This window comes from Amycolatopsis sp. w19 (assembly GCF_051373225.1).
In the GTDB taxonomy this organism is placed as follows: Bacteria; Actinomycetota; Actinomycetes; order Mycobacteriales; family Pseudonocardiaceae; genus Amycolatopsis; species Amycolatopsis japonica.
Window position 1 is genome coordinate 427,469 of record NZ_JBPQFM010000001.1, and the last position, 23,571, is coordinate 451,039.

The 23,571-nt window shown below is 70.2% G+C and carries 23 protein-coding genes; 12 read left to right on the forward strand and 11 right to left on the reverse strand.

The genetic code is table 11. The annotated features are described in order from the left end of the window. The 6 genes from ACSMFO_RS01875 to ACSMFO_RS01900 all read left to right on the forward strand — a co-directional run bounded on the left by ACSMFO_RS01875 (position 1) and on the right by ACSMFO_RS01900 (position 7,487). Positions 1–1,350, forward strand: coding sequence for an NlpC/P60 family protein (locus ACSMFO_RS01875; protein ID WP_038513988.1), 1,350 nt, complete (start codon positions 1–3; stop codon positions 1,348–1,350). 179 nt (positions 1,351–1,529) lie between these two features. Continuing rightward, positions 1,530–2,072, forward strand: coding sequence for a molybdenum cofactor guanylyltransferase (mobA, locus tag ACSMFO_RS01880; RefSeq protein WP_038513985.1), 543 nt, complete (start codon positions 1,530–1,532; stop codon positions 2,070–2,072). Between the two features lie 44 nt (positions 2,073–2,116). Next, positions 2,117–4,393, forward strand: a complete 2,277-nt coding sequence (locus ACSMFO_RS01885; protein ID WP_436456590.1) for a hypothetical protein — start codon at positions 2,117–2,119, stop codon at positions 4,391–4,393. A 92-nt stretch (positions 4,394–4,485) separates the two neighbouring features. Beyond that, a complete protein-coding gene (locus ACSMFO_RS01890; protein WP_037305078.1) occupies positions 4,486–5,556 on the forward strand; it encodes an AAA family ATPase in 1,071 nt (356 codons plus the stop codon). Between the two features lie 69 nt (positions 5,557–5,625). Next, positions 5,626–6,510, forward strand: a complete 885-nt coding sequence (locus tag ACSMFO_RS01895) for a DUF58 domain-containing protein (protein WP_225950060.1) — start codon at positions 5,626–5,628, stop codon at positions 6,508–6,510. Continuing rightward, entirely contained in the window at positions 6,507–7,487 is a 981-nt protein-coding gene (locus ACSMFO_RS01900; RefSeq protein ID WP_016334115.1) for a VWA domain-containing protein, read from the forward strand. Before ACSMFO_RS01895 ends, ACSMFO_RS01900 begins: the two co-directional genes overlap by 4 nt. Positions 7,488–7,741: 254 nt before the next feature. Here ACSMFO_RS01900 and ACSMFO_RS01905 read toward each other — a convergent pair whose 3' ends face one another. After that, positions 7,742–8,203 carry a tRNA (cytidine(34)-2'-O)-methyltransferase gene (locus ACSMFO_RS01905; RefSeq protein ID WP_436456591.1) on the reverse strand — a complete coding sequence of 154 codons (462 nt, stop codon included), beginning with the start codon at positions 8,201–8,203 and terminating at the stop codon, positions 7,742–7,744. Between the two features lie 112 nt (positions 8,204–8,315). On the opposite strand from ACSMFO_RS01905, the gene ACSMFO_RS01910 reads away from it, so the two are divergent. Next, a complete protein-coding gene (locus ACSMFO_RS01910; RefSeq protein WP_436456593.1) occupies positions 8,316–9,911 on the forward strand; it encodes an alkaline phosphatase D family protein in 1,596 nt (531 codons plus the stop codon). Here ACSMFO_RS01910 and ACSMFO_RS01915 read toward each other — a convergent pair. The 6 genes from ACSMFO_RS01915 to ACSMFO_RS01940 all read right to left on the reverse strand — a co-directional run bounded on the left by ACSMFO_RS01915 (position 9,899) and on the right by ACSMFO_RS01940 (position 16,167). Further along, a complete protein-coding gene (locus ACSMFO_RS01915; protein WP_436456594.1) occupies positions 9,899–10,330 on the reverse strand; it encodes an acyl-CoA thioesterase in 432 nt (143 codons plus the stop codon). The two genes, ACSMFO_RS01910 and ACSMFO_RS01915, sit on opposite strands and share 13 nt — an antisense overlap. 70 nt (positions 10,331–10,400) lie before the next feature. After that, complete coding sequence (locus tag ACSMFO_RS01920; RefSeq protein WP_436456596.1) at positions 10,401–11,684, reverse strand: alpha/beta hydrolase family protein; 1,284 nt, start codon at positions 11,682–11,684, stop codon at positions 10,401–10,403. A 100-nt stretch (positions 11,685–11,784) separates the two neighbouring features. Next, a complete protein-coding gene (locus ACSMFO_RS01925) occupies positions 11,785–12,726 on the reverse strand; it encodes a TAXI family TRAP transporter solute-binding subunit (protein WP_436456597.1) in 942 nt (313 codons plus the stop codon). Beyond that, positions 12,723–14,126 (reverse strand): sensor histidine kinase, encoded by a 1,404-nt coding sequence (locus ACSMFO_RS01930; RefSeq protein WP_436456599.1) that lies wholly within the window; start codon positions 14,124–14,126, stop codon positions 12,723–12,725. Before ACSMFO_RS01930 ends, ACSMFO_RS01925 begins: the two co-directional genes overlap by 4 nt. 3 nt (positions 14,127–14,129) lie before the next feature. Continuing rightward, positions 14,130–14,798 (reverse strand): response regulator transcription factor, encoded by a 669-nt coding sequence (locus ACSMFO_RS01935; protein ID WP_350583687.1) that lies wholly within the window; start codon positions 14,796–14,798, stop codon positions 14,130–14,132. A gap of 10 nt (positions 14,799–14,808) precedes the next feature. Next, positions 14,809–16,167, reverse strand: coding sequence for an MFS transporter (locus ACSMFO_RS01940; protein WP_436456601.1), 1,359 nt, complete (start codon positions 16,165–16,167; stop codon positions 14,809–14,811). A 192-nt stretch (positions 16,168–16,359) separates the two neighbouring features. Between ACSMFO_RS01940 and fabG the strand changes: the two genes are divergently transcribed. After that, positions 16,360–17,064 (forward strand): beta-ketoacyl-ACP reductase, encoded by a 705-nt coding sequence (fabG, locus tag ACSMFO_RS01945; protein WP_016334125.1) that lies wholly within the window; start codon positions 16,360–16,362, stop codon positions 17,062–17,064. 48 nt (positions 17,065–17,112) lie between these two features. Continuing rightward, positions 17,113–17,880 carry an enoyl-ACP reductase FabI gene (gene fabI / locus ACSMFO_RS01950; RefSeq protein WP_005150156.1) on the forward strand — a complete coding sequence of 256 codons (768 nt, stop codon included), beginning with the start codon at positions 17,113–17,115 and terminating at the stop codon, positions 17,878–17,880. A 64-nt stretch (positions 17,881–17,944) separates the two neighbouring features. Here the strand turns inward: fabI and ACSMFO_RS01955 are convergent, their stop codons facing one another. The 3 genes from ACSMFO_RS01955 to ACSMFO_RS01965 all read right to left on the reverse strand — a co-directional run bounded on the left by ACSMFO_RS01955 (position 17,945) and on the right by ACSMFO_RS01965 (position 20,198). Then, the gene (locus tag ACSMFO_RS01955) at positions 17,945–18,349 is read right to left on the reverse strand and encodes a nuclear transport factor 2 family protein (RefSeq protein ID WP_436456602.1); all 405 of its coding nucleotides are present in this window, start codon (positions 18,347–18,349) and stop codon (positions 17,945–17,947) included. An 8-nt stretch (positions 18,350–18,357) separates the two neighbouring features. Beyond that, on the reverse strand, positions 18,358–19,539 hold the full coding sequence (locus tag ACSMFO_RS01960) for a Cmx/CmrA family chloramphenicol efflux MFS transporter (RefSeq protein WP_436456603.1): 1,182 nt from the start codon (positions 19,537–19,539) through the stop codon (positions 18,358–18,360). 74 nt (positions 19,540–19,613) lie between these two features. Then, on the reverse strand, positions 19,614–20,198 hold the full coding sequence (locus ACSMFO_RS01965) for a TetR/AcrR family transcriptional regulator (protein ID WP_436456605.1): 585 nt from the start codon (positions 20,196–20,198) through the stop codon (positions 19,614–19,616). Positions 20,199–20,283: 85 nt separating this feature from the next. Between ACSMFO_RS01965 and ACSMFO_RS01970 the strand changes: the two genes are divergently transcribed. Then, positions 20,284–21,330 (forward strand): ferrochelatase, encoded by a 1,047-nt coding sequence (locus tag ACSMFO_RS01970; protein ID WP_436456607.1) that lies wholly within the window; start codon positions 20,284–20,286, stop codon positions 21,328–21,330. An 83-nt stretch (positions 21,331–21,413) separates the two neighbouring features. Here ACSMFO_RS01970 and ACSMFO_RS01975 read toward each other — a convergent pair whose 3' ends face one another. Continuing rightward, positions 21,414–21,977 carry a TetR family transcriptional regulator C-terminal domain-containing protein gene (locus tag ACSMFO_RS01975; protein ID WP_436456608.1) on the reverse strand — a complete coding sequence of 188 codons (564 nt, stop codon included), beginning with the start codon at positions 21,975–21,977 and terminating at the stop codon, positions 21,414–21,416. A gap of 88 nt (positions 21,978–22,065) precedes the next feature. Here ACSMFO_RS01975 and ACSMFO_RS01980 point away from each other — a divergent pair, with 88 nt between their 5' ends. After that, entirely contained in the window at positions 22,066–22,950 is an 885-nt protein-coding gene (locus tag ACSMFO_RS01980; protein ID WP_436457058.1) for an alpha/beta fold hydrolase, read from the forward strand. After that, complete coding sequence (locus ACSMFO_RS01985) at positions 22,947–23,567, forward strand: VC0807 family protein (RefSeq protein WP_436456609.1); 621 nt, start codon at positions 22,947–22,949, stop codon at positions 23,565–23,567. The genes ACSMFO_RS01980 and ACSMFO_RS01985 overlap by 4 nt, the downstream gene beginning before the upstream one ends. Positions 23,568–23,571: the final 4 nt, after the last annotated feature.

Below are 23,571 nucleotides of genomic sequence, written 5' to 3' on the forward strand. Positions count from 1 at the left end.
GTGCGTGGTGAAGCCGGGTCGGGGACCGGTGCCCGCCGTGGCATGACCATCGGCGCCCTCGGCATCGCCCTGTTGCTCGGGGTGACGGGTACCGCCGTTGCGGTGCCGCCGCCTCCGCCTAACCCCAGTGACTCCGAGATCAACTCCAGCAAGGCCGACGCCAACGCCAAGGCGGGCGACGTCGGCAGGCTCACGAACCAGCTGGCCCAGGCCGAGTCGAAGCTCGCGCAGCTCAACGACGACGTCGAGCTGAAGATGGAAGAGGCCAACAAGGCCAGGGTCGACGCGGAGACCGCGCAGGACGAAGCCGCGCAGGCCGATCGCGAGGCGCGGTCCGCGCGCACCGAATCCGACGCCGCGCAGGCGACCATCGACAAGGCCCGCGCCGACCTCGACAAATTCGCCGCCGCGAGTTTCCAGCAGGGCAGCACGATCGGCTCGGTGTCGGCGTATCTGACCGCCAACAGCCCGAAGGAACTCCTCGGCCGCGCCCAGATGCTCGACGCGGTCGGCGGCAGCAGGCTCAACGCGCTCGACGCGATGAAGCGCGCGCAGACGGACAAGTCCAACAAGGACGCGACCGCGCGCAAGAAGCTGGAGATCGCGCAGGAGCGCAAGCGCGCGGCCGAGGCGGCCAAGCACGAGGCCGACAACGCGCAGAGTGCCGCGCAGCACGCCCAGGACACCCAGGCCACGCAGAACCAGAAACTCGAAGCCGACAAGGCCAGCGTCGAGAAGCAGCTCTTCGAAGCGCAGCAGAAGGTCAACGGCCTGCAGGGGCAGCGGCAGCGCTACGAGGACTGGAAGGCGCAGAAGGCCCGCGAGGACGAGGAGCGCGCCCGTCAGGCCGCTCTCGCCGCGGAAAGGCCCAGCCAGGGCGGCGGTGGCCGTCCGTCCGGCAGGCCCGTCCAGTCGGCTCCGGCCGGGGCGAGCGTCGAGGCCGTCGTCCGGCGGGCGCTGGCGCAGCTCGGAGTGGTCTACGCGTGGGGTGGCGGCAACACCTCCGGCCCCACCCGCGGTATCCGCGACGGTGGTACGGCCGACCGCTACGGCGACTACAACAAGATCGGCTTCGACTGCTCGGGCCTGATGATCTACGCGTTCGCCGGGGTGAAGTCGCTTCCGCACTACAGCGGCTACCAGTACAACGCCGGGCGCAAGGTGCCGCTCTCCCAGATGCGCCGCGGCGACATGCTCTTCTGGGGCGGCAGCGCGCGGGGCATCCACCACGTCGCGATGTACCTCGGGAACGGCCAGATGGTCGAGGCGCCGCAGTCGGGCCTGAGGGTCCGGATCGCGCCGGTGCGGTACGGCGGCATCATGCCGTACGCGACCCGCCTGATCGGATAGAGCGTGTCTCCCGAACTGAAGGCGGCAGGTCGGGCGACGACACGCGCGCGCGTTTCTTTTCGGCCGGAGGCCTCGGATTTGCGGAGGCGGGCCGTTGACACGGCTGAGCGAGTAGCTCCCCCATGCCGCGGCCCGGCTGCGGAAATCCGAAAGCGCGCTTCGAGAGACAGAGGCTAGGCGTGTCCTACGCGGGGATCGTGCTGGCGGGCGGCGCCGCGCGTCGGCTGTCCGGTGTGGACAAACCCGCGCTCCCCGTCGGCGGGAAACCGTTGCTGGCCAGGGCTTTGACGGCCCTCGCGGACGCGGAGCCGGTGATCGTCGTCGGGCCGGAACGGCCGGGATTCGGCGACGTCGTCTGGACCAGGGAATCGTCACCGGGAACCGGTCCGGTGGCCGCGCTGGCGGCCGGGCTCGCGTTGGTGCGCACGGAGCTCGTCGTGGTGCTGGCCGGTGATCTCGCCGGCGTCCGGAAGTCCACTGTGGACCGGCTGATGGCGGCGCTCGGCCGGGCTTCGGGGGCCGTGCTGGTCGACGCCACGGGGGAGCGGCAGTGGCTGCTCGGCGCCTGGCGTGCGGAGGCCTTGCGCGACGCCCTGCCGGAAACGGTGGAGAACGCGTCGCTTCGGCGGACGTTGGGCGGCCTGGAGATCGTCGACGTGCCCGAGGAGCCCGGCGAGAGCGCCGACATCGACACGCCGGAGGATCTGGACCGGTTTTCCTGACCGAAGCCGGGGAACGCGGGCGGGTGGTTCGGCATCATAAGCCGGTGAGCGACCTGCATCCGGACGAGTACGAGTCGGACCTCCTGCGCGACGGCGAGGGATTCATCGAGGATTTCGACACGTGGTCCGCGCTGCTCGCGCTGGAGGCCGTGCTCGACGAAGCGCTCACCGAACCGGAGATCGCTTCGGGACTTCGTAAGGAGGGGCTGCGCGCCGAAGACGCCCGCACGGCCGTGCTCGGCGACGTCACCGCGCTCGCCCGGATCCGGATGGCGCGGGAACGGGCGGACGTGGTCTTCGAACGACCCCGTCGCCTGCCGTTCCGGCGGGTGACCTTCCGTGAGGCGGGCTGGTTGCTCGTGACGTGCGCGCTTCTCGTCGGGTACCTCCGGATCCTGCAGCTGACGTGGTCGTCGATGCCGTTGCCGTTCCAGCTGGTCGGCGTGCTGGGGCTCGGCGGCGTGATCGGGATGGCCGTCCTGGTCATCGGCCGCCGGATCCCCGGGCTCTTCGTCACCGAGGGCTGGCAACGCACCGAGGAGTGGGCACATCCGGAGATGGTCGGCTTGGGCGACCGGTGGGAGTTCGCGCTGCGGGAGATCGTCCTGCCCGCCCTCCGGGACCATCTGCGGGATCACCGGCGGATCCGCTCGGGCCTGGAGCTCGTCTTCGAAGAGCCGGACGCCTCGGAGGAGCTGGAAGCGGGGCTCGTGCGGACGGCCGCGGTGAAACGGCTGCGGCGGATCGTCGATCGGGCGGATTCGGTGGCCGTCGCGCTCGCCGGGCACCGGGGGACCGGCAAGACCACGTCGATCCGTTCGCTGGAACAGGGCCTGCTGAGCCGGTCGGACCGGGCGGCGCCACTGGTCGTGGTCGCCTCCGCGCCCGCCGCGTACGAGGCCCGCGACTTCGTGCTGCACCTGCACGCTTTGCTCTGCAAGGCGGTGCTGGCGAAGATCTCGAAGGGCGCGCGAACGGTGTCCGGCCGTCTCCGTCGGCGGCGGATGCTCGGGCGTTCACTCCGGAAGGCGTTGGCGTTCCTGGTGTTCTGGGGAGTGGCGGCGTCGGCCGTCTGGCTGCTGTGGGGCGGGACGCCTTGGCAGGACCTCTGGACGCTCGCCCTCGATGTCGCCAACGGGCGCGTGACGCCTCAGCAGGTGTGGACGGGACAGTCCACGGCGAAGCTCTTCGCTCTCGGAGTGGTCTCACTGTTCCTGCTGCGGCTGGTGTTCGGCGTGGTGACGTCCGGGGCCGCGGTCGTCCGGCTGCTGATCGCGCGGCGCCGGGACATCCGCCTGGCGGGCTTCCGTCGCCTCACCGAACAGCAACTCGACCGGATCCGGTTCCTGCAGACCTACACGACCGGATGGTCCGGGAAGCTCAGCATGCCGCTGAAGGGGGAAGCGGGCCGCACCTGGTCGACTCAGCGTGCCGAACAGCAGCTCACCCATCCGGAGGTCGTGGACAAGTTCCGCGAGTTCGCCGAAGAGGCGGCTCGGCGGGTCGACGTGGAGCGGGTCGCCGGCCGGGTGGTGATCGCGATCGACGAACTGGACAAGATCGGCGAGCCCGGCAAGGCGCACCAGTTCATCAACGACGTGAAGGGCGTCTTCGACGTTCCGGGGTGCCTGTTCTTCGTGTCCGTCTCGGACGACGCCGTCCTCGGCTTCGAACAGCGGGGGCTCGGCGTCCGGGACGCCTTCGACAGCGCTTTCTCGGAGATGGTGCGGCTCGAACCGTTCACTTTGGACGAAAGCAGGCTCTGGATCGCCTTGCGGTTGCGGGGGATCTCCGAACAGTTCTGCTACCTGGCCCATTGTCTGTCGGGAGGCCTGCCCCGCGACCTCAAACGCTGCGCCACGGAGATGGTCGATCTCGCGAACGAGGTCTATCAGCCGTCTTTGGAGATCGTCGCGCGAAGCCTCGTCACGGGGGAGCTGGCGGGCAAGGCCCGCGCCTTCATCGCCACCGCGGCCACGTTGGACCGATCGCCGGAACTGGTCGCGCTGACCACGGAACTGCTCGGCATGCCGGGCACGGAGGAGCCGGAAGCGCTGGCCGCGATCGCCGAACGACTGGTGGCCGACGGCGACACCGACGCCGCCGCGATCAGCGATCTGCGCTGGCACAGCGGCTGTTTCGTGCTGTTCTGCGCGACCGTGCTGGAGGTCTTCGACGACACGCTGACCGGCGACCGGCTGACGCCCCGCCTGCACCGGCTCGCCGTCGTCCGGCAGCGGATGGCGATGCATCCGAAACAGGCGTGGGACGACCTGGTGAAGTTCCGCGGCGAGGCCCCTTCACAGCCGTCATACCGCTGATCGGGTTGGCTACCGTCACGAACGGCTGTGTCACCGACCACTACGGTCACATCCGGACGCAAGAACGCAAGCGGGGAACACAGGAGGCACGAGTGACCGAGCCCGGCTACGCCGACGGCGCGCAGCAGCAGCCCGGAACGCCGGCGCGGGACGCCCAGTTGCTGGAGCGGACCGTGTTCGAGGTCAAGCGGATCATCGTCGGCCAGGACAGGCTGGTCGAGCGGATGCTGGTCGGCCTGCTGGCCAGGGGACACCTTCTGCTCGAAGGTGTGCCCGGTGTCGCGAAGACCCTCGCCGTCGAGACCTTCGCGCGAGTGGTCGGCGGCTCGTTCTCGCGCGTGCAGTTCACCCCGGACCTGGTCCCCGCCGACATCCTCGGCACCCGGATCTACCGGCAGGGCGCCGAGCGGTTCGACGTCGAACTCGGCCCGGTGGTGGCGAACTTCGTGCTCGCCGACGAGATCAACCGCGCGCCCGCCAAGGTGCAGTCGGCGATGCTGGAGGTGATGGCCGAGCGGCACGTGTCGATCGGCGGCCAGACCTTCCCGATGCCCGACCCGTTCCTCGTGCTCGCCACGCAGAACCCGATCGAGAACGAGGGTGTTTACCCGCTGCCCGAGGCGCAGCGCGACCGCTTCCTGTTCAAGATCGTCGTCGAGTACCCGACGGCCGAGGAAGAGCGCGAGATCATCTACCGGATGGGTGTCACCCCGCCCACCCCGCAAGAGGTGCTCAGCCCGGCCGAGCTGGTGCGGCTGCAGAACGTCGCTTCGCAGGTCTTCGTGCACCACGCGCTCGTCGACTACGTCGTGCGCCTCGTGCTCACCACCCGTACGCCGAACGACCACGGCCTCGCCGACGTCGCGGGCTGGGTGTCCTACGGCGCCTCGCCGCGTGCCAGCCTCGGCATCATCGCCGCGGCCCGCGCGCTGGCGCTGGTCCGCGGGCGGGACTACGTGCTGCCGCAGGACGTCGTCGACGTCGTTCCCGACGTGCTGCGTCACCGGCTCGTGCTGTCCTACGACGCGCTGGCCGACGGCGTCCCCATCGACCACATCATCACGCGGGTGCTGCAGACCGTGCCGCTGCCGCAGGTCTCGGCCCGTCCGCAGGGCGGCGCCGGGCAGGGCGGCCCGGTCCCGGCCGGCGCACCCGTCAGGTAAGGAATCCGAGTGAAGAACGAGAAGGGCGAACGTCCTTCCTGGGCTCCGCCGGTACTCCGCGGGGAGCGGATGGAGGCGGGCCTGCGCACGCTCGAACTCGACGTGCGCCGCCGTCTCGACGGGCTGCTGCAGGGAAACCATCTCGGCCTGGTGCCGGGGCCCGGTTCGGAACCGGGGGAGGCCCGGCCGTACCAGCCCGGTGACGACGTCCGCCGGATGGACTGGGCGGTCACCGCGCGCACGACGAGCCCGCATATCCGGGAGACCGTCGCCGACCGCGAACTGGAGACGTGGCTGGTGGCGGACGTGTCCGCGAGCCTCGACTTCGGTACGGCGCTGTGCGAGAAGCGTGACCTGGTCGTCTGCGCGACGGCCGCGGTCGCACATCTGACCGGCGGTGGCGGCAACCGGATCGGCGCGCTCGTCTCCAACGGGGCGGGCAGCATCACGCGCATCCCGGCGCGCGGCGGGCTCCCGCACGCGCGGGGGCTGGTCCGCAAGATCGCCGAGACCCCGCGTGCCGAGGAAGGCGTCCGCGGGGATCTCGCCGCGGCACTGGAGAAACTGCGCCGTCCGCCGCGTCGTCGCGGGCTCGCCGTCGTGATCTCCGACTTCCTCGGCGACACCGAATGGCAGCGTCCGTTGCGGGCGCTCGGCGGGCACCACGACCTCATCGCCATCGAAGTCCTCGACCCGCGCGACATCGACCTGCCCGACGTGGGCACCGTCGTGCTGGCCGACCCGGAGACAGGGAAACAGCGCGAAGTGCACGCTTCGGCCTTGCTGCGCAAGGAATTCGGCGCCGCGGCGCACGCACACCGGCAGGAGGTCGCGGCCGCGCTGCGCCGGGCCGGTGCCGCGCATCTGGTGCTGCGCACCGATTCGGACTGGATCGCCGACATGGTCCGGTTCGTGGTGGCCCGCAAGCGCCGCTGGTCCGGTGGTGTCGCGTGAGCCTCACCGGATTCGCGTCGCCGTGGTGGTTCCTGCTGCTGCTGGCGGTCGCCGCGGTCGCCGTGGGCTACGTGCTGTCCCAGCGCGCGCGGCGCAAGCGCACCATGCGGTTCGCCAACCTGGAACTGCTGGAGAAGGTCGCGCCGAAGAGCCAGGGATGGGTGCGGCACGTTCCCGCCATCCTGATCGTGCTCTCGCTACTGGTGCTCACCGTCGCGCTCGCCGGTCCGACGGCCGAGCAGAAGGTGCCCCGCAACCGGGCCACCGTGATGCTGGTGATCGACACCTCGCTGTCGATGGAGGCGACCGACGTCGCCCCGACCCGGCTGAAGGCGGCGCAGGAGTCGGCGCGGTCGTTCGCGCAGAACATGACTCCCGGCGTGAACCTCGGGCTGATCTCCTTCGCGGGGACGGCGACCGTGCTGGTCGCGCCGACCACCGATCGCGGGGGCGTGGTGAAGGCGATCGACAACCTGAAGCTGGCGCAGTCGACGGCCACCGGTGAAGGGATCTTCGCCGCGTTGCAGTCGATCGAGAGCTTCTCGGCGATCGTCGGTGGCGCGGAGGGCCCTCCGCCTGCCCGGATCGTCCTGATGAGTGACGGCAAGCAGACCGTCCCGGACGACCTGTACGCCCCGCGCGGTGGCTACACGGCTGCTCAGGCGGCGAAGCAGGCTCAGGTGCCGATCTCGTCGATCTCGTTCGGCACCACGCACGGTTCGGTCGACATCGACGGCAAACCGCAGGACGTGAAGGTCGACGACGAATCGCTGGAGGAGATCGCGCGGCTTTCGGGCGGCGACTTCTACAAGGCGGCGAGCGCGGACGAGCTGAAACGCGTGTACGACGACCTCGGCGAGCAGATCGGGTACGAGCTCAAGGACGCCGACGCGAGCAGGCCTTGGGTCATCCTCGGGACGTTGGTGCTGATGATCGGGGCCGCGGCTTCGCTCTTCCTGGGGCAACGACTGCCTTAGATGGGCTTTTCGACCGAGTTCGGGCCGAAGCCGGTGTTGCGAAAGCCACTTTCGCAACGTTGAAGGTTGCGAAAGTGGCTTTCGCAACGCGGTCCGGCTCGGGGCCTGATCGGCGAGGCGCCATCGTCGAGCACGACTTGCCACCCGGCGGCCCGTATGTGTTGCCTGATTCGGCCCCCGAGCGTGCTATGAAAGGTCCTTTCCTTGCAAAATTTGCAAGGAAAGGACCTTTCATAGCATTCGGGAGCGGGCGGCTACGGGGTCGCGAAGCCGTTCTGCCGCCAAGCCTCGTACACGCTGATCGCGGCGGTGTTCGAAAGGTTCAGCGACCGGCTCGACGGCAGCATCGGCAGCCGCACCCGGTCCGTCACCTGCGGGGACTCCTGGATCTCGGCGGGCAGCCCCGCCGACTCCGGCCCGAACATCAGAACGTCGCCGGGCTCGTACGCGACGTCGGTGTGCAGCCGCGTCGCGGAAGCGCTGAACGCGTAGACCCGGGCGGGTAACAACGCCGCCCACGCCGCGTCGAGATACGCGTGGACGTGGACGCGCGCGAGGTCGTGGTAGTCGAGCCCTGCGCGCCGTAACTGCTTGTCCTCCAGCGTGAAACCGAGCGGCTCCACCAGGTGGAGCTCGCAGCCGGTGTTCGCGGTCAAGCGGATCGCGTTACCCGTGTTGGGCGGGATTTCGGGGCGGTAGAACAGGATGCGGAACACGAGGGTTGATCGTCTTTCGTTCACGGGCGCTTCGCCTGAGCGCGGCCGGGCGGCCATCAAGCCGGACGAGCATGAGGCCCGCCCGTGACCATCCCACCACAGGAGGGCTTACATGCCTTCGCTCCCTCACCCCCTGTCGCGGCGTCGCTTCCTCGGTTATGGCTCCGCCGGCGCGGCCGCCGTCCTGCTGGGGACCGGTGCCTGGAACGCCGCCGGCGCGATGCCGCTTGCTCGCGGTGCCGGCGACCCGTTCACCCTCGGTGTCGCGTCGGGCGACCCGTTGCCCGGCGGTGTCGTGCTCTGGACCAGGCTCGCGCCGAAGCCCTACGAGGCCGACGGGTTCGGCGGCATGCCGCGCACGCCGGTCCGCGTCGAGTACGAAGTGTCGCTCGACGAGCGTTTCCGCGCCGTCGTCCGCCGCGGGTCCGTGGTCGCCACGCCCGAACTCGGTCACTCCGTGCACCCCGAGGTCCACGGTCTCGCGCCGGATCACGAGTACTTCTACCGCTTCCGCACGGGCGGCGTGATCTCGCCGGTCGGGCGCACCCGGACGGCGCCGGTCGCCTGGTCGTCGCCGCGCGAGCTGAACTTCGCGTTCGCGTCCTGCCAGAGCTGGGAGGCCGGGCACTTCACCGCGTACGACCACATGGCGGCCGAGGATCTCGACCTGGTCGTGCACCTGGGGGACTACCTCTACGAAAGCGGTGTCACCGGGGTCGGCCGCGGGACGCCGGTGGGATCGCAGTTCAAGGGCGAGACCTTCGACCTGGCCCGCTACCGGCTCCAGTACGCGCTCTACAAGTCCGAAGCGCCGTTGATGGCCGCGCACGCCGCCTTCCCGTGGATCCACGTCAACGACGACCACGAGGTCGAGAACAACTGGGCGGGCGACATCTCGCAGATCGACAAGGAACCGGACCAGGACCGCGCGGTGTTCCGGCAGCGGCGGGCCGAGGCGTTCCAGGCGATGTACGAGCACCTGCCGTACCGCATCGCCCAGCTGCCGAAGGGGCCGGACGCGCGGCTTCACCGGCGGCTCAGCTACGGCACGCTGGCCGATTTCACCATGCTCGACACCCGCCAGTACCGCGACGACCAGCCGTGCGGCGACGGTCAGTCGGCGAACTGCACCGAGCGGTTCGACGAGAACCGCACCCTGCTCGGCTCGGAGCAGCGGAAGTGGCTGCTCGACGGGTTCTCGCGGTCCCGCGCGCGGTGGCAGATCCTCGGCAACCAGGCGCCGATGGGCCAGACCGACACCGACGCGGGCGAGGCGACGAACGTCTACCTCGACCCGTGGGACGGCTACGTCGCCGACCGCGACCGCGTGCTCGCCGCGGCGCAGGACCGCGGGGTGCGGAACCTGGTGGTCATCACCGGCGACAGGCACCAGAACTACGCCTGGGACCTCAAGCGCGACTTCAACGACCCCGGCTCGCCCACCGTGGCGAGCGAGTTCGTCGGGACGTCGATCACCAGCGGTGGCAACGGCGCGGACATGACGCCCGGCGGTGAAACCCTGCTGAAGGCCAACCCGCACATGAAGTTCTTCAACAGCCAGCGGGGCTACGTCCGGGTGAACGTCAACCGGCAGCGCTGGCGGAGCGACTTCCGGGTGGTGCCGTTCGTCAACACCCCCGGAGCGCCGATCAGCACACGGGCCAGTTACGTCGTCGAAGACCGGCGGCCCGGCGTTCAGTCCGGCTGAGCGGGCACGAAGGCGGCGTACGCCTCGCGTACCGCCGCGGGCGGCGCCGCCTTCGTGAGCGTCGAAGGGTCGACGAAGACGTAGCGGGTCTTGACTTCCGCGCACAGCCGGCCGTCGCGCGTGATCTCGAAGTCGATGATCAGCGACGTCGTGCCGAGGTGGTTCAGGTACACGGCGACGACCAGTTCGTCGTCGTAGCGGCAGGGCGCGCGGTAGCGGAGATTCGATTCGGCGACGACGACGTCCACACCGGCGGCCAGCGCCTCCTGGTGGGAGCCGAAAAGGGCTTTCTCCGCCTCGAACATGGCCATGTCCACATAGGCGAGGTAGTGCGCGTTGAACACGATGCCCTGCCCGTCGCATTCGTGGTAGCGCACGCGCAGCGGCATCTCGACGATCGGTTTCCGTGGCTCTGTCACGGTTCCAACCTACGTGAAGGCCCCCGTCCCGCGGCTGAGCCGAGGGACGGGGGCCTTCACGCGCGTCCGGTCAGTCGATGAAGTCGATGTTCGGATGACGCGGCGACTCGCCGTCGAGCAGGTGCCGGTCCCGGCCCTTCAGGTGCAGATCGAAGAACGCGCCGATGTAGTCCCGCTGCGCGGCCACGGAACGGCGGGGATCGATGGTGCCGATGACCGCCTCCCGCTTCTCCGGCGTCACTCGCGAACCGAGCTGCGGCACGACGACCTGCAGGTCGCTGTAGGCCATGTGCGTGCTGCCGCCGCGCAGGTACAGATCACGCTTCCAGCCCCGCTGGTTGGCCCAGAAATCCGCCAAGCTGCGGTCGAATTCGGGATGCCGGTGCGTGTGTTCGAGCGGTTTGCCGGTCTCATCGGTGCCCTCGGCGCCCATCAGCATGAACGGCCGGTCGAGGCCGCGTTCGGTGACCTCTCCGGGCACGTAGACGCTGCCCGGCGGGTAGCCGATCGCGCTCGCCATCGCGCCGTCGAGGTTGATCCCGGCATCGACGCGGCGGTCGTGGACCATCGTCTCGCCGGCGGTGAACCCGCCGTAGGAATGGCCGTAGGCGCCGACCCGCGACAGGTCGAGCGACCAGCCGAGCCCGCGGGGGAGCGGCCGGTTCTCCGCGTCCGGGTTCTGCCCGCGGGTGATCTTCGCCAGCTGGTCGAGGACGAACCGGCTGTCGGCGACGCGGGCGTCGAGCGCCTTCTTCATGAACTCGGGACCTTCGCCCGAGACGGCCGTTTCGAGCCGTCCGCCGGGGAACTCGACCGCGGCGCTCTCGTAGGTGTGCGAAAGCGAGACGACCACGTAACCGCGGCTGGCCAGGTCGTCGACGATCGCCGTGTACGTCTCGCGAGGGCCGCCGAAACCGGGGGAGAAGAGCGTGACGGGCTTCGGCGTGCCGTGCGCCACGGGCACGCCGAGTTCGGCCCGCCGCTTCGCCGAGGCCCAGTCGATGGAGCCCGCCGGCAGACCGAGGTAGTCCTCGCTCGCCAGCACTTGGTCGAGGACGGAACCCACCCCGGGCGCGAGCCACGGCGCTCGCGGGCCGTCGGCGAACCGGTCCGCCGGATAGGTGACGGTGACCATGAGCTCCCGTCGCCGCTCCGGTTTCCACGGATCGGGGCGGGACGGGTCGACGAGGTGGAGGTCGGTGGTGCCGACGTCGTAGGGGCCGGTGAGGGCCGGTGCGGTGAGCTTGGCCTGGTCGGCCGCGACGGCGGGGGCCGCCGTGGCGAGCCCGCCCGCGAGCGCGAGGCCCGCGATCAGCGCCGAACCCCGCACCACCCTGTTGTGTCTCAGTGACACTGCTGGAGTCCTTCCGGATCGGGGCGGCCCGATGGCCGCCTGTTTCCGACCCTGGCAGCGCCCGGGTGCGACGCGCATCCCTCTGGAGATGGAGCCGTGATCACCCGTGCAGGGCACGGTAGGCCGAGGCGGCTCCGGGATGCAGCGGGACCTTCCCGGTACCGATCAGCGTCCGGACGTCGAGGAACTGCGTTCCCACCGCGGCCGCGGGGACGAGGTCGGCGGCGTGCGCGGCCAGCACGCGTGCCACCGCGGCCGCGACGTCGTCGGGCAGTGACGGTGCGGCCAGCAGCAGGTTCGCGACGCCGATCGTCCGCAGCTCGCCGACACCCTGGTAGGCCTGCGCCGGGACGTGGACCTGGTCGTACACGGGTCCGTAGCCGGCACGCAGGGCGGGAAGGTGGCCGTCGAGCGGGAGGAGCGTGATCGGAGTGGTGCGGTTCAGTTCGGTGAGCGCGGGGGTCGGGATCCCGCCGGACCAGAGCAGCGCGTCGACCTCGTGCGCGGCCAGCGCGTTGATCGCTTCGCCCAGGAGTAGGTTCCTCGCCTTCACGGGCACCCCGGCGCGGGCGAACAGACGCGAGCTGAACACCGCGACGCCGGACCCGCTCGCGCCCATCGCCACCGGCCGTCCGGACAGATCGGCGAGCGACCGCACACCGCCGTCCACCCGGACGACGAGCTGGTGGTAGTTCTCGTAGACGCGGCCGATGGCCGAGAACGCGATCGGGACGGAGAACGGCTCCGCGCCGAGGAAAGCGGACTCGGCGACGTCGCCGAGGACGAGCCCGAGATCGGCCCTGCCGTCCCGCAGCCGCCGCAGGTTCTCGACGCTGGCCTCGGTGGCGACGGCCGTCGCGCGCAGTGCCGGTTCGGCGCGGTTCAGCTGCTGGGCGAGGAGTTCCGCGAAGGCGAGGTAGAAACCGCCGTTCTCGCCCGCCGCGATGACGATCTCTCGGTCCGGGCCCCGGTAGCCCGCGGTCGAGCAGCCCGCGAGTGTCGCGAGCCCGGCGAGGAGCGCGGTGCGCCTGGTGACCGTCATGACCGTTCCCCTGCCGCGAGAGGGAGTTCGACGCGGACTTCGAGGCCGTGCGGTTCCGCCTCGCGCAATTCGAGTTTCCCGCCCCTGGCGAGCACGTGCTGGCTCGCGATCGCGAGGCCGAGACCCGTGCCGCGCGGAGCGCCGTCGCCACCGGCACGCCAGAAGCGTTCGGTCGCGCGTTCCCTGTCCTCTTCGGACAGTCCAGGACCGTTGTCGGACACGAAGAGCGTCGCCGTCGTCTCGCCGGTTTCGTAACCGGTGGTTATCGTGGCGCCGCGTCCCGCGTAGTGCACCGCGTTGTCCAGCAGGACATCCAGCACTTGGGCCAGTTCGCTTTCTTCGCACCGCACCGGCACCGGCTCGTCGTGGCCCTCCGACGCCGCGAGGCCCACTCCCGCGTCTTCTGCCGAGGGCCGCCACGCGTCGACCCGTTCCGCCAGGACGGCGGGGAGATCGCAGGGTTCGTCGCCAGCTTCGCCCGCGGCGAGCCGGGTCGCGGCGCTTTCGGCGAGCGCCAGCGCGAGCAGCCCGTCGAGCAGGGACTCCAGACGCTCGACCTCCGCGACGGTCGCCCGGTAGGCCCGCTGGCCGTCGCCGTCGACCTGCGCGCCGAGCGAATCCACCCGCAACCGCAAGGCGGCCATGGGATTCCGCAGCTGATGCGACGCGTCCGCGACCAGCCGCCGCTGCTGTTCGGACGACTCGACGACGGCGTCGGACATCCGGTTGAACGATGTCGCGAGCGACCGCAGCTCCCGGGGTCCGGCCCGCTCGGGGACCTGCGCGCGATGTCCTTCGGTGACCGCCTGCACGCCGGTCTCCAGTTCGTGCAGCGGCCGCACCATCCAGCGGGCCAGCAGGACCGCGAGCAGTACGAACACGGCCGCGACCAGCACCGCGCCCGCGACGATCGCGGCCCAGCGGGCGGCGACGTCGGCCGCCGCGGTGGTCACCGACGCGCGGAGCACGACCACACCGGCCACCCGGGTCCCGGTGCCCACCGGGCGGGTGAAATGGACCGGATCCGCCGACCACGGGCTGAGCTGCTCCGGTCCCTTCGCGGGCTGGTTGCGCAGCGCGGCCTCGACGAGCGAGCGGACCACCGGTTCCGCGGCGGTCATCCCGCCGGTTTCGACCAGCGGCACGCCGCGCGCGTCGACCACGACGACCGCTTCGCCGTATAACGACGAATACCGTGCGGCGTCGACCGCCAGCGCGGTCGGGTCGGCGGCGTCGACCGCCTGCTGAGCGAGGACGACGAACCGGTCGACGTCGGCGTTGCGGGCGATCACGAGCTGCTGGGTGCGCTGTGCGGCCGTCGACCCGAACAGCGGGATCGCGAACGCGGCGACCACCGTCAGCGCGAGGGCGACGAGGACGACCAGCAGCCGGGTGCGCACCGGTCAGTCCCGGCCCAGCCGGTAGCCGAAACCCCGGATGGTGGTCAGCAGTCCCGGCCGGTCGAGCTTCGCGCGCAGCTGGGTCAGGTGCACGTCGAGCGAACGGGAGACGGCGAGGTACGCGTCGCCCCAGACCTCGTCCATCAGCTGCTGGCGGCTCACCGCGGTTCCCGGCCGGGCGGCGAGTACCGCCAGGACGGCGAACTCCTTGGCGGTGAGCCCGATGTCGTGCCCGTCGACCAGCACTCGCCGCGCGCCGAGGTCGATCTCGACGTCCTCGACGCGCACGACCCCGTCCTGCGGTGCCGCGGAGACGGAGGCGCGGCGGACGACCGCGTCCATCCTCGCCAGGAGTTCGGCGAGGCGGACGGGTTTGGTCAGGTAGTCGTCGGCGCCGAGCCGCAGCCCGCGCACGACGGACCGTTCGTCCCCGCTCGCGGTGAGCACGAGGACCGGTACCGGCGACACCTGACGGACCTTCCTGAGCACGTCGAGCCCGTGCATGTCGGGCAGGTTGAGATCCAGCAGGATCACGTCGGCGGCGCGATGCCGGTGCAGCGCGTCGCTGCCGCGGATCGCGTGGGAGACGGTGTGGCCGCGTGACTGCAGCGCTTCGGCGAGCGCGTCGGCGACACCGGCGTCGTCCTCGACGAGCAGCACCCGCACGGCCACACCTTCCCGCCTAGCCTTCGCGGCCGGGCACGAGCTCGGGCTCGGGCCGCTTCTTCTTGTCCAGCTCCGAGGTCTTCGAGGTTTCCCGCATTGTGCCGTACACGATCAGCGACACCAGGACACAGCCCGCGACGTAGTAGAAGAACACCGATTCGTGGCCCGCGCCCTTGAGCGCCTGCGCGATGAGCTCGGCGGTGCCGCCGAAGATCGCCACGGTGAGCGCGTAGGGGAGACCGACGCCGATCGCGCGGATCTTCGTCGGGAAAAGCTCGGCCTTCACGATCGCGTTGATCGAGGTGTACCCGGTGACGATCACCAGCCCGGCCAGCATCAGCAGGAAGGCGAGCACCGGCTGCTTCGTCCCGCCCATCAGCGTCATGATCGGGACGGTCAGCAGCGTGCCGGCGATCCCGAAGAACATCAGCAGCGGACGGCGGCCGATGCGGTCGGAGAGCTTGCCCGCGAACGGCTGCAGGATCGCGGCGACGAGGATCGCGCAGAACAGGATCAGCGTGACCGTCCGGCGCGGGATGCCCGCGGTGTTCTCCATGAACTTCTGGCTGTAGGTGGCGAAGGTGTAGAACGACACCGTGCCGCCGAGCGTGAGGCCGACGACGAGCGCGATCTCCTTGGGGTACTTGATCAGCGCGCGCAGGGTGCCCTTGTCGCCCGCGTCCTTGCCGGTGCCGGAGGCCTTGGCCTCCTCGAAGCTGGCCGACTCGTCCATCCCGCGGCGCAGGACCATCACCACGACCGCGGCGAGCGCGCCGACGACGAAGGCGATCCGCCAGCCCCACGAGGTCAGCTGCTGCTCGGTCAGCACGGCCTGCAGGAGCAGCTGGAGGCCCAGCGCCAGCAGCTGACCGCCGTACAGCGTCACGTACTGGAAGCTGGAGTAGAAGCCGCGCTTGCCCGGAGTGGCCACTTCGGACAGATAGGTCGCGGAGGTCGAATACTCGCCGCCGACCGAGAGTCCCTGGACGAGCCGGGCCACCAGCAGCAGGATCGGCGCGGCGATCCCGATCGAGGCGTAGGTCGGCGTCACGGCGATCATCAGCGACCCCGTCGCCATCAACGTGACGGAAAGCACGAGTGCGCTTCGTCGCCCGAACCGGTCGGCGAACCGGCCCAGCATCCAGCCGCCGAGTGGCCGCATGAGGAATCCGACCGCGAACACCGCCGCGGTGCCGAGGAAGGCCGCCGTCGTGTCCTTGGTGGGGAAGAAGGACTTCGCGAAGTACGTGGTGAAGGCGGCGTAGGCGTACCAGTCGTACCACTCGACCAGGTTGCCGATCGAGCCGCGCAGCACGTTGCCGACGACTCGACGCTCGCTCACGGGCGGCGACGCTTCGCCGATCCGGGTTGTCATCTTTGACCTCCTGTGTTCCGGCTCACGGTGAACAATCCGTGACGACCGGGCAAGGTTTCGGCGCGGTTCCTAACATCCGCTTAGGACGGTCGCGGTTACCCGGAGGTAGGGGTGGCGCGGCTCCGGCGCGAACCTGGCGAGCCGATAGCCTCAGTGCCGTCAGCGCGACAGGACGAGGCGAGGAGAGCTGAAGTGGGACGGTCGGTACTGGTCACCGGCGGCAACCGCGGCATCGGTTTGGCGATCGCGAAGGACCTCGCGGCGCAGGGGCACAAGGTCGCGATCACGCACCGCGGTTCCGGCGCGCCCGAAGGCCTCTTCGGGGTGCAGGCCGACGTCACGGACGCCGAGCAGATCGACGCCGCGTTCAAGCTCGTCGAGGAGCACCAGGGCCCGGTCGAGGTCCTCGTCGCGAACGCCGGGATGACCGACGACACCCTCCTCATGCGCATGAGCGAGGAGCAGTTCACCCGCGTGGTCGACGCCAACCTCACCGGCGCGTACCGGGTCGCCAAACGCGCCTCCCGCGGCATGCTGCGGGGCAAATGGGGCCGCTACATCTTCATCTCGTCCGTCGTGGGCCTCACCGGTTCGGCCGGTCAGGTCAACTACGCGGCCAGCAAGGCGGGCCTCGTCGGTCTCGCCCGTTCGCTCGCGCGTGAGCTGGGCTCGCGCAACATCACCTCGAACGTCATCGCGCCGGGCTTCGTCGCCACGGACATGACCGACGAGCTCGGCGAGGACCGCAAGAAGGAGATCCTCGCCCAGGTTCCCTCCGGCCGGTACGCCGAGCCGTCGGAGATCGCCGCCGCCGTCCGCTACCTCGCCTCCGAAGAGGCCGGTTACGTCAACGGTGCGGTGCTGCCGGTCGACGGCGGCCTCGGCATGGGCCACTGACGTCCCCGTTTTCCCTCACCGATCGAAACCACCCGGACTGGAGGTCCCGTGCCAGGACTGCTCGAAGGCAAGCGCCTGCTGATCACCGGCGTCATCACCGACGCCTCGCTCGCGTTTCACGCGGCCAAGATCGCGCAGCAGGAGGGCGCGAAGGTCGTGCTCACCGGCTTCGGCAGGCTGTCGCTCGTCGAGCGCATCGCCAAGCGTCTCCCCGAGGAGGCGCCGGTGCTGGAGCTGGACGTCACCAACCAGGAGCACCTCGACTCGCTCGCCGACCGCGTGCGTGAGCACGTCGACGGGCTCGACGGCGTGCTGCACTCGATCGGGTTCGCCCCGCAGTCGTGCCTCGGCGCGCCGTTCCTGGACGCCCCCGGCGAGGACGTGAAGGTGGCCGTCGACGTCTCGGCGTTCTCCTTCAAGTCCCTGGCCGTCGCGACGCTGCCTTTGCTCTCGCCCGGCTCGTCGATCGTCGGCATGGACTTCGACGCGCGCGTCGCGTGGCCCGTCTACAACTGGATGGGCGTGGCGAAGGCGGCGCTGGAGTCGGTGAACCGGTATCTGGCGCGCGACCTCGGCCCGAAGGGGATCCGGGTCAACCTGGTCAGTGCCGGTCCGATGAAGACCATGGCCGCGAAGTCGATCCCGGGCTTCTCCGAGCTGGAGGAGGGCTGGGGCGACCGCGCGCCGCTCGGCTGGGACAGCTCCGACCCGGACCCGACGGCGAAGTCCGTCTGCGCCGTCCTGTCGGACTGGCTGCCCGCCACCACCGGCTCGATGATCATGGTCGACGGCGGAGTGCACGCCCTCGGCATCTGAGTTCGCGAGTACATGAAGGCCCCCATCCTTGCGTCAGGCGCAAGGATGGGGGCCTTCATGTACCTCAGGGCTGGACGGCGTTCGCGACGTGCCAGGAGTCCTCGAGCAGCAGGTACTTGGTGATCAGGCCGTCGTCGTCCACCTCGAACTGGATGGTGAAGGGCGAGTCGATCACCTTTCCGGTGGCGCGGATGGTCGAGCGCAGGCGGCCGATCGCGACCGCGTGCGGCCCGTCGACGAGGACGCGCTCGACGTCGAACCGATCCGGGACGAGGCCCTTGTCGAGAAGGTCGTAGAACTCGTGGATCTCCGCCCGGTTCCGCCGGGGGCCGATCCAGGGAACGAGGTCGGTGGCACCGGGGATGTCCCAGCGGACGACCTCGGCGAAGAGTTCGGTGGCGCTGTCCCGGTCCCCTGTGGACATTCGGCGGAAGAACTCGTCGAGGGTGGCCTTGGTTCGTTCGGACATGATTCTCCTTACTGGGTAACGGGTTCGCGGAGCAGACGGCTGTCGTCGGTGCGCTGGACACCGGCGGCGAAGGTGAGCGCGACGACGGTGGCGACCCCGAGCCCGGTGCTCACCCACGCCACGCTGGGATAGCCGAGACCGGCGTCGATCGACTCGCCGCCGAGCCACGGGCCGACGGTGTTGCCGACGTTGAAGGCGGCGGTCGTGCTCGCGCCGACGAGCGTGGGCGCGTTGCCCGCCACGGCGAAGGCGCGGACGTTCAAGGCGGGATTGACCCCGAATCCGGCGACGCCGAACAGGAACACGGCGAAGATCGCGACCGGGGTCGCCGGGCCGGAGAGCGCGAGCAGCACCAGGGCGAGCAGGGCGACGGCGAGACCGCCGTAGAGGGTCGCGAACGGCCTCGCGTCGGCGAGCCTGCCGCCGGCGGTGATTCCGATCAGCGCGCCGAGCCCGAACAGGGAAAGCACACCCGGCACCCAGCTTTCCGGCAGCCCGGCGACTTCGGTCAGCAAGGGTGCGAGGTAGCTGAAGGTCGCGAAGATCATCGCCTGTGCGAGCGCGATCACGCCGAGGGCCAGCCAGAACCGGCCGCCGCGGTAGAGCCGCAGTTCGGTCGCGACGTCGGTCTTGTCTTCGCCGTTCTGTGTCTCCGGGACCAGCGCGAAGACCCCGATCAGCGCGATCACGGTCAGCGCCGTGACCGCCCAGAAGGCCGCCCGCCAGCCGGCGTGCTGGCCGAGGAAGGTCCCGGCGGGTACTCCGGCGATGTTCGCGACGGTGAGGCCGCCGACCAGGATGGCCAGCGCGCGGCCGCGGCGTTCGACCGGCACCAGCGCGACGGCGGTGGCCGCCGCGACCGCCCAGAACCCGGCGCAGGCGACGGCGCTGACGACGCGCGTCGCGAAGAGCAGGGCGTATCCCGACCCCAGCGCGCCCACGACGTGCGAGAGCCCGAAGACGACGAGGAGCGCCATCAGGGTGGCGCGCCTCGGCACCCTCAGCGTCGCGATCGCGAGCAGGGGAGCGCCGACGACCATGCCGATCGCGAAGGCCGAGATGAGCAGTCCGGCCTTCGGGATGCCGACGTCCAGATCGGCCGCCATCCCCGGTAGCAGGCCGGTGATCATGAACTCGGAGGTGCCGAGCGCGAACACGCTCAGTCCGAGTACGCAGACCGCCAAAGGCATGGGAAATCCCTCCAGTTTTGTATCGATCAGTCCAAAATGTGGGCAGCGTTGCCCACGTCGGTTGGTTCCAGGTGTCACTTCGCGGCGATCGCGTCCAGTGCGATGGCGGCGACGGCCTCCATGGCCGCTCGTCGGGCGCCGCGGCGGGACATCAGCCGGAGCCCGGCGACGGTGCTGTGCGCGAACTCGGCGACGGCGCCGGGGTCGCGACCGCTGTCGATCGTCCCGTCGAGTTGCCCTTCCTTGGCGCAGGCGGAAAGAAGGGCGAGGTGCCGCCGGGTGTCGGCGTCGATCCGCGCCTTAACCTCCGGGTCGCGCTCGCCGAACTCGGCCACCGTGTTGACCACGAGGCAGCCCCGTCCGGGATGCTCGACTTCCTCGTCGATCGTGTACGCGAACAGGGCGCGGAACCGCTCGACGCCGGTCCCGGATTCCTTCAGTAGGGCGGTCCTGGCCACGATCCCGCGTTCGGCGTAGTGGTCGAGCGCGCGCATGAACAGCGCGTGCTTGCTGGCGAAGGTGTTGTAGATGCTGCTGCGGCCAAGGCCGGTGGCTTCGCAGAGAGCCTGTGTCGACGTGCCTTCGTAGCCGCGTGCCCAGAACGCGTCCATGGCGCGCCCGATCGCGGCGTGCTCGTCGAATTCCTTCGGCCTGGCCATGAAAGTGACCGTACCAGGTTTTGGATCGGTCGGTTCAAAATGGGCCGGGTCAGCGTGCGGGGCGCCACAGCGGCAAGATGGCGGGGTGGGTTACGACGCGCTGCTTTGGCTTTCGTTCGGTGGTCCCGAGGGGCCCGACGAGGTTATGCCGTTCCTGGAGAACGTCACGCGGGGCCGGGGGGTCCCCCGGGAACGGCTGCTCGAGGTCTCCGAGCACTACCGGCATTTCGGCGGGGTCTCGCCGATCAACCGGCTGAACCGGGACGCGATCTCCGCGGTCGAGAAGCGACTCGCGGCCGCCGGGATCGATCTGCCCGTCCACTTCGGCAACCGCAACTGGCGGCCGATGGTCGAGGACGCCCTGGCCGAAATCACCGAGGCGGGTGCTCAGCGCGTCCTGGTGTTCCCCACGAGTGCGTACGGCGGCTATTCCGCCTGCCGCCAGTACGACGAGGACATCGAGCGTGCCCGCGCGTCGGTCGGCGACGGTGCGCCGGAACTGGTGAAGCTGCGGCAGTTCTTCGACCACCCGCTGTTCATCGCCGCCTTCGCCGACGCCGTCCGGGCCGCGCACGCGAAGCTGGGGAACCAGCCCGGGACCAGGACGGTGTTCTGCGCGCACTCGGTGCCCGAGTCCGCAGACAAGGCGTCCGGGCCGCCTTCGGAAGGCGGACGGCGTTACTCGCGCCAGATCGCCGAAGCGGCCCGGCTCGTCGCGGCCGAAGCGGGGATCGAGACCTACGACGTCGTCTGGCAGTCGCGCTCCGGCCCGCCGCAGGTGCCGTGGCTGGAGCCGGACATCGTCGACCACATCGACGCGCTGCACGCGGAAGGCGTCACCTCGGTGGTCGTCTGCCCGGTGGGTTTCGTGTCCGACCACCTCGAGGTGATCTGGGACCTCGACAACGAGGCCGCCGAGCGGGCCGCGGAGCACGGCATGGGCTTCGCGCGGGCCGCGACTCCGGACACCGACCCGCGGTTCGCGGAACTCGTCGTGGAGCTGATCCGGGAGCACACCGAGGGGGCGCCGGCGCGGAAGCTGTCGCCGTTCCCGGCGGCCGGGTGCACGATCAACGGAGCGCCTTGCGCGGTCGGGTGCTGCGAGCCCGCGAAGAGGCCCGCGCGCCCGTAATTGCCTTGAAGTACGTGAAGGCCCCCTTCCTTGCGCTAGGCGCAGTGAAGGGGGCCTTCACGTACTTGGGGAAGGTGTGAAGGTCAGGCGGCGATCCTCGACAGATGCAGATCGATCAGCGCGATGGCCTCGTCGCCGGATTGGTAGCCGAGCAGCACCGCGTCACCGAGACCGGCGACCAGCGCCAGCAGAAGGGCGGCTTCGGCGGCCGGATCGACGGACCGGGCGAGATCGCCGTCCGCCTGGGCACTGCTGAGCAGAGCCGCCACCGCGTCGCGAAGCAGCCCGTGGCCGGTCCGGAAGTGGTCGGCGATCTCCGGATCCTTGAGTGCGCGCACCAGGAAGGCGTTGGCGACCAGCGCGTCGTCCCGTCCAGCGTCGTCGAGGGGGAGCAGGGCGATGAGCAGGGCGCGGACACGAAGTGGGGTGGCGATGCGCTCCTCGAGCCCGCCTCGCAGGGTGGTCGCCGCGAACCGCAGCATGTCGTCCCGTGACTCGAAGTAGTGCTGGACGAAGCCTTTCGAGATACCGGCTTCGGCCGCGACTTCGTTCAGGCTGACCCCTTCGAGTCCCCGGTCGGCGGCGATGCGGCGAACGGCCGCGGCGATCCGCCGCCGCCGGTCCTCGTGATCGACACGCTTGGGCACCCGCTCCTCCTTTTGGCAGTCCGATCGGATTGCAAACTTCTCACCAACTGTTTACAATCCGATCGTACCGTAAAGAGGAGGGGTGCGAATGAAGGTGGGCGGTTTCGCCTCGTCGGCGGCGCGAGCCGAGTACGAGGCCGTCTATGACCGAGGTTTGGCGGCTTTGCCCGCGCCGTCCGGTGTGCACGACATCCAGACGGCGTTCGGGGTGGCGCGCGTGTACCGGTTCGGTGAACCGGGCGGGACACCGATCGTGCTGCTGCCCGGTCGCGCGGGCACCGCGGTGATGTGGGAGCCCAACCTCACGGCGCTGCTCGGGCACGGCGAGGTCTACGCGGTGGACCTCATCGGTGAGCCGGGCCGCAGCGAGCAGACCGTCCCGATCCGCGACGGCGCGGATCAAGCCGCGTGGTTGACGACAGTGCTTGAGGAACTCGACCTGCTCTCGGTACACCTGATCGGGTACTCGTTCGGGGGCTGGCTCGCCGCCAACCTCGCGGTGCGGGCACCGAAACGACTGAGGTCGCTCACCGTGATCGACCCCGTGCTGACCTTCGGCGGGCTGACCCCGGGACTCGTCGTCCGTGCCACCCTCACCGCGATCCCCGTCGTCAACCGCTGGGCCCGGCCGTCGTTCCTCAACTGGATTTCCGGTGGCGCGGAGGTCGACGCCACGGATCCGGTCGCGCGGGTGATCGACGAGGGGATGCGGACCTACCGCATCGCCCTGCCGTCGCCCAGGTTGTTCACCGACGAGCAGTTGCGCTCGCTGCGGATGCCCGTGCTGGCCCTGATCGCCGGGCGCAGCGTCATCCACGATCCGGACCGCGCCGCCGCCCGCGCCCGTGAGCTTCTGCCGCGGGGACAGGTCGAACTGTGGCCGTCGGCGACCCACGCCATCGCCGGTGAATCCGCGGCCGAGGTCAACACGAGGGTCCTGAAGTTCCTGGCCGACTGCGAAGCGGGCTCGTGACCGCGCGCGGCAAGAATCCCACGCTGTCGTTGCTGCTCTGGGACGTGGCGCTCCCGCTGGCCGCCTACTACGGGCTCCGGTTCGCCGGCCAGAGCGAGCAGATTTCGCTGCTGGCCGGGGCGGGGCTGGCGGCGGCGCGGATCGCGTGGGTCGCCGTTCGCGACCGGTCGTTCGACGGCTTCGCCGCGTTGCTGGCCGGTGTGCTCGGAGTCGGGCTCGTGCTCTCGCTGGTCACCGGTGACGCGAAGTTCTTGCTGCTGAAGGAATCCTTCGCCACCGCGACCGCCGCGATCGTCCTGCTGCTGAGCTGCTTCAGCCGCACGCCCATGGTGCTCGTCGCCGTGCGGGCCGGTTCCAGCGCGGCGAAACGCGCGGAGATCGACCGCCTCAGTGACGAGGTTCCCGCTTTCCGGCGGGCGTTCACCCGGATGTCGGCGGTGTGGGGAGTGGCGCTGCTGCTGGAAGCCGTGGTCCGGGTGCCGCTGGTCTACACGCTGTCGGCCGACGTGATGAACGCGCTCAGCGTGATCCTGCTGCTCGCCGTCATCGGCGGGCTTTCGCTGTGGTCCGTCCGGTATGCCGAACGGATCCAGGGCAAGCACACCGTGGCCGCGTGAACCC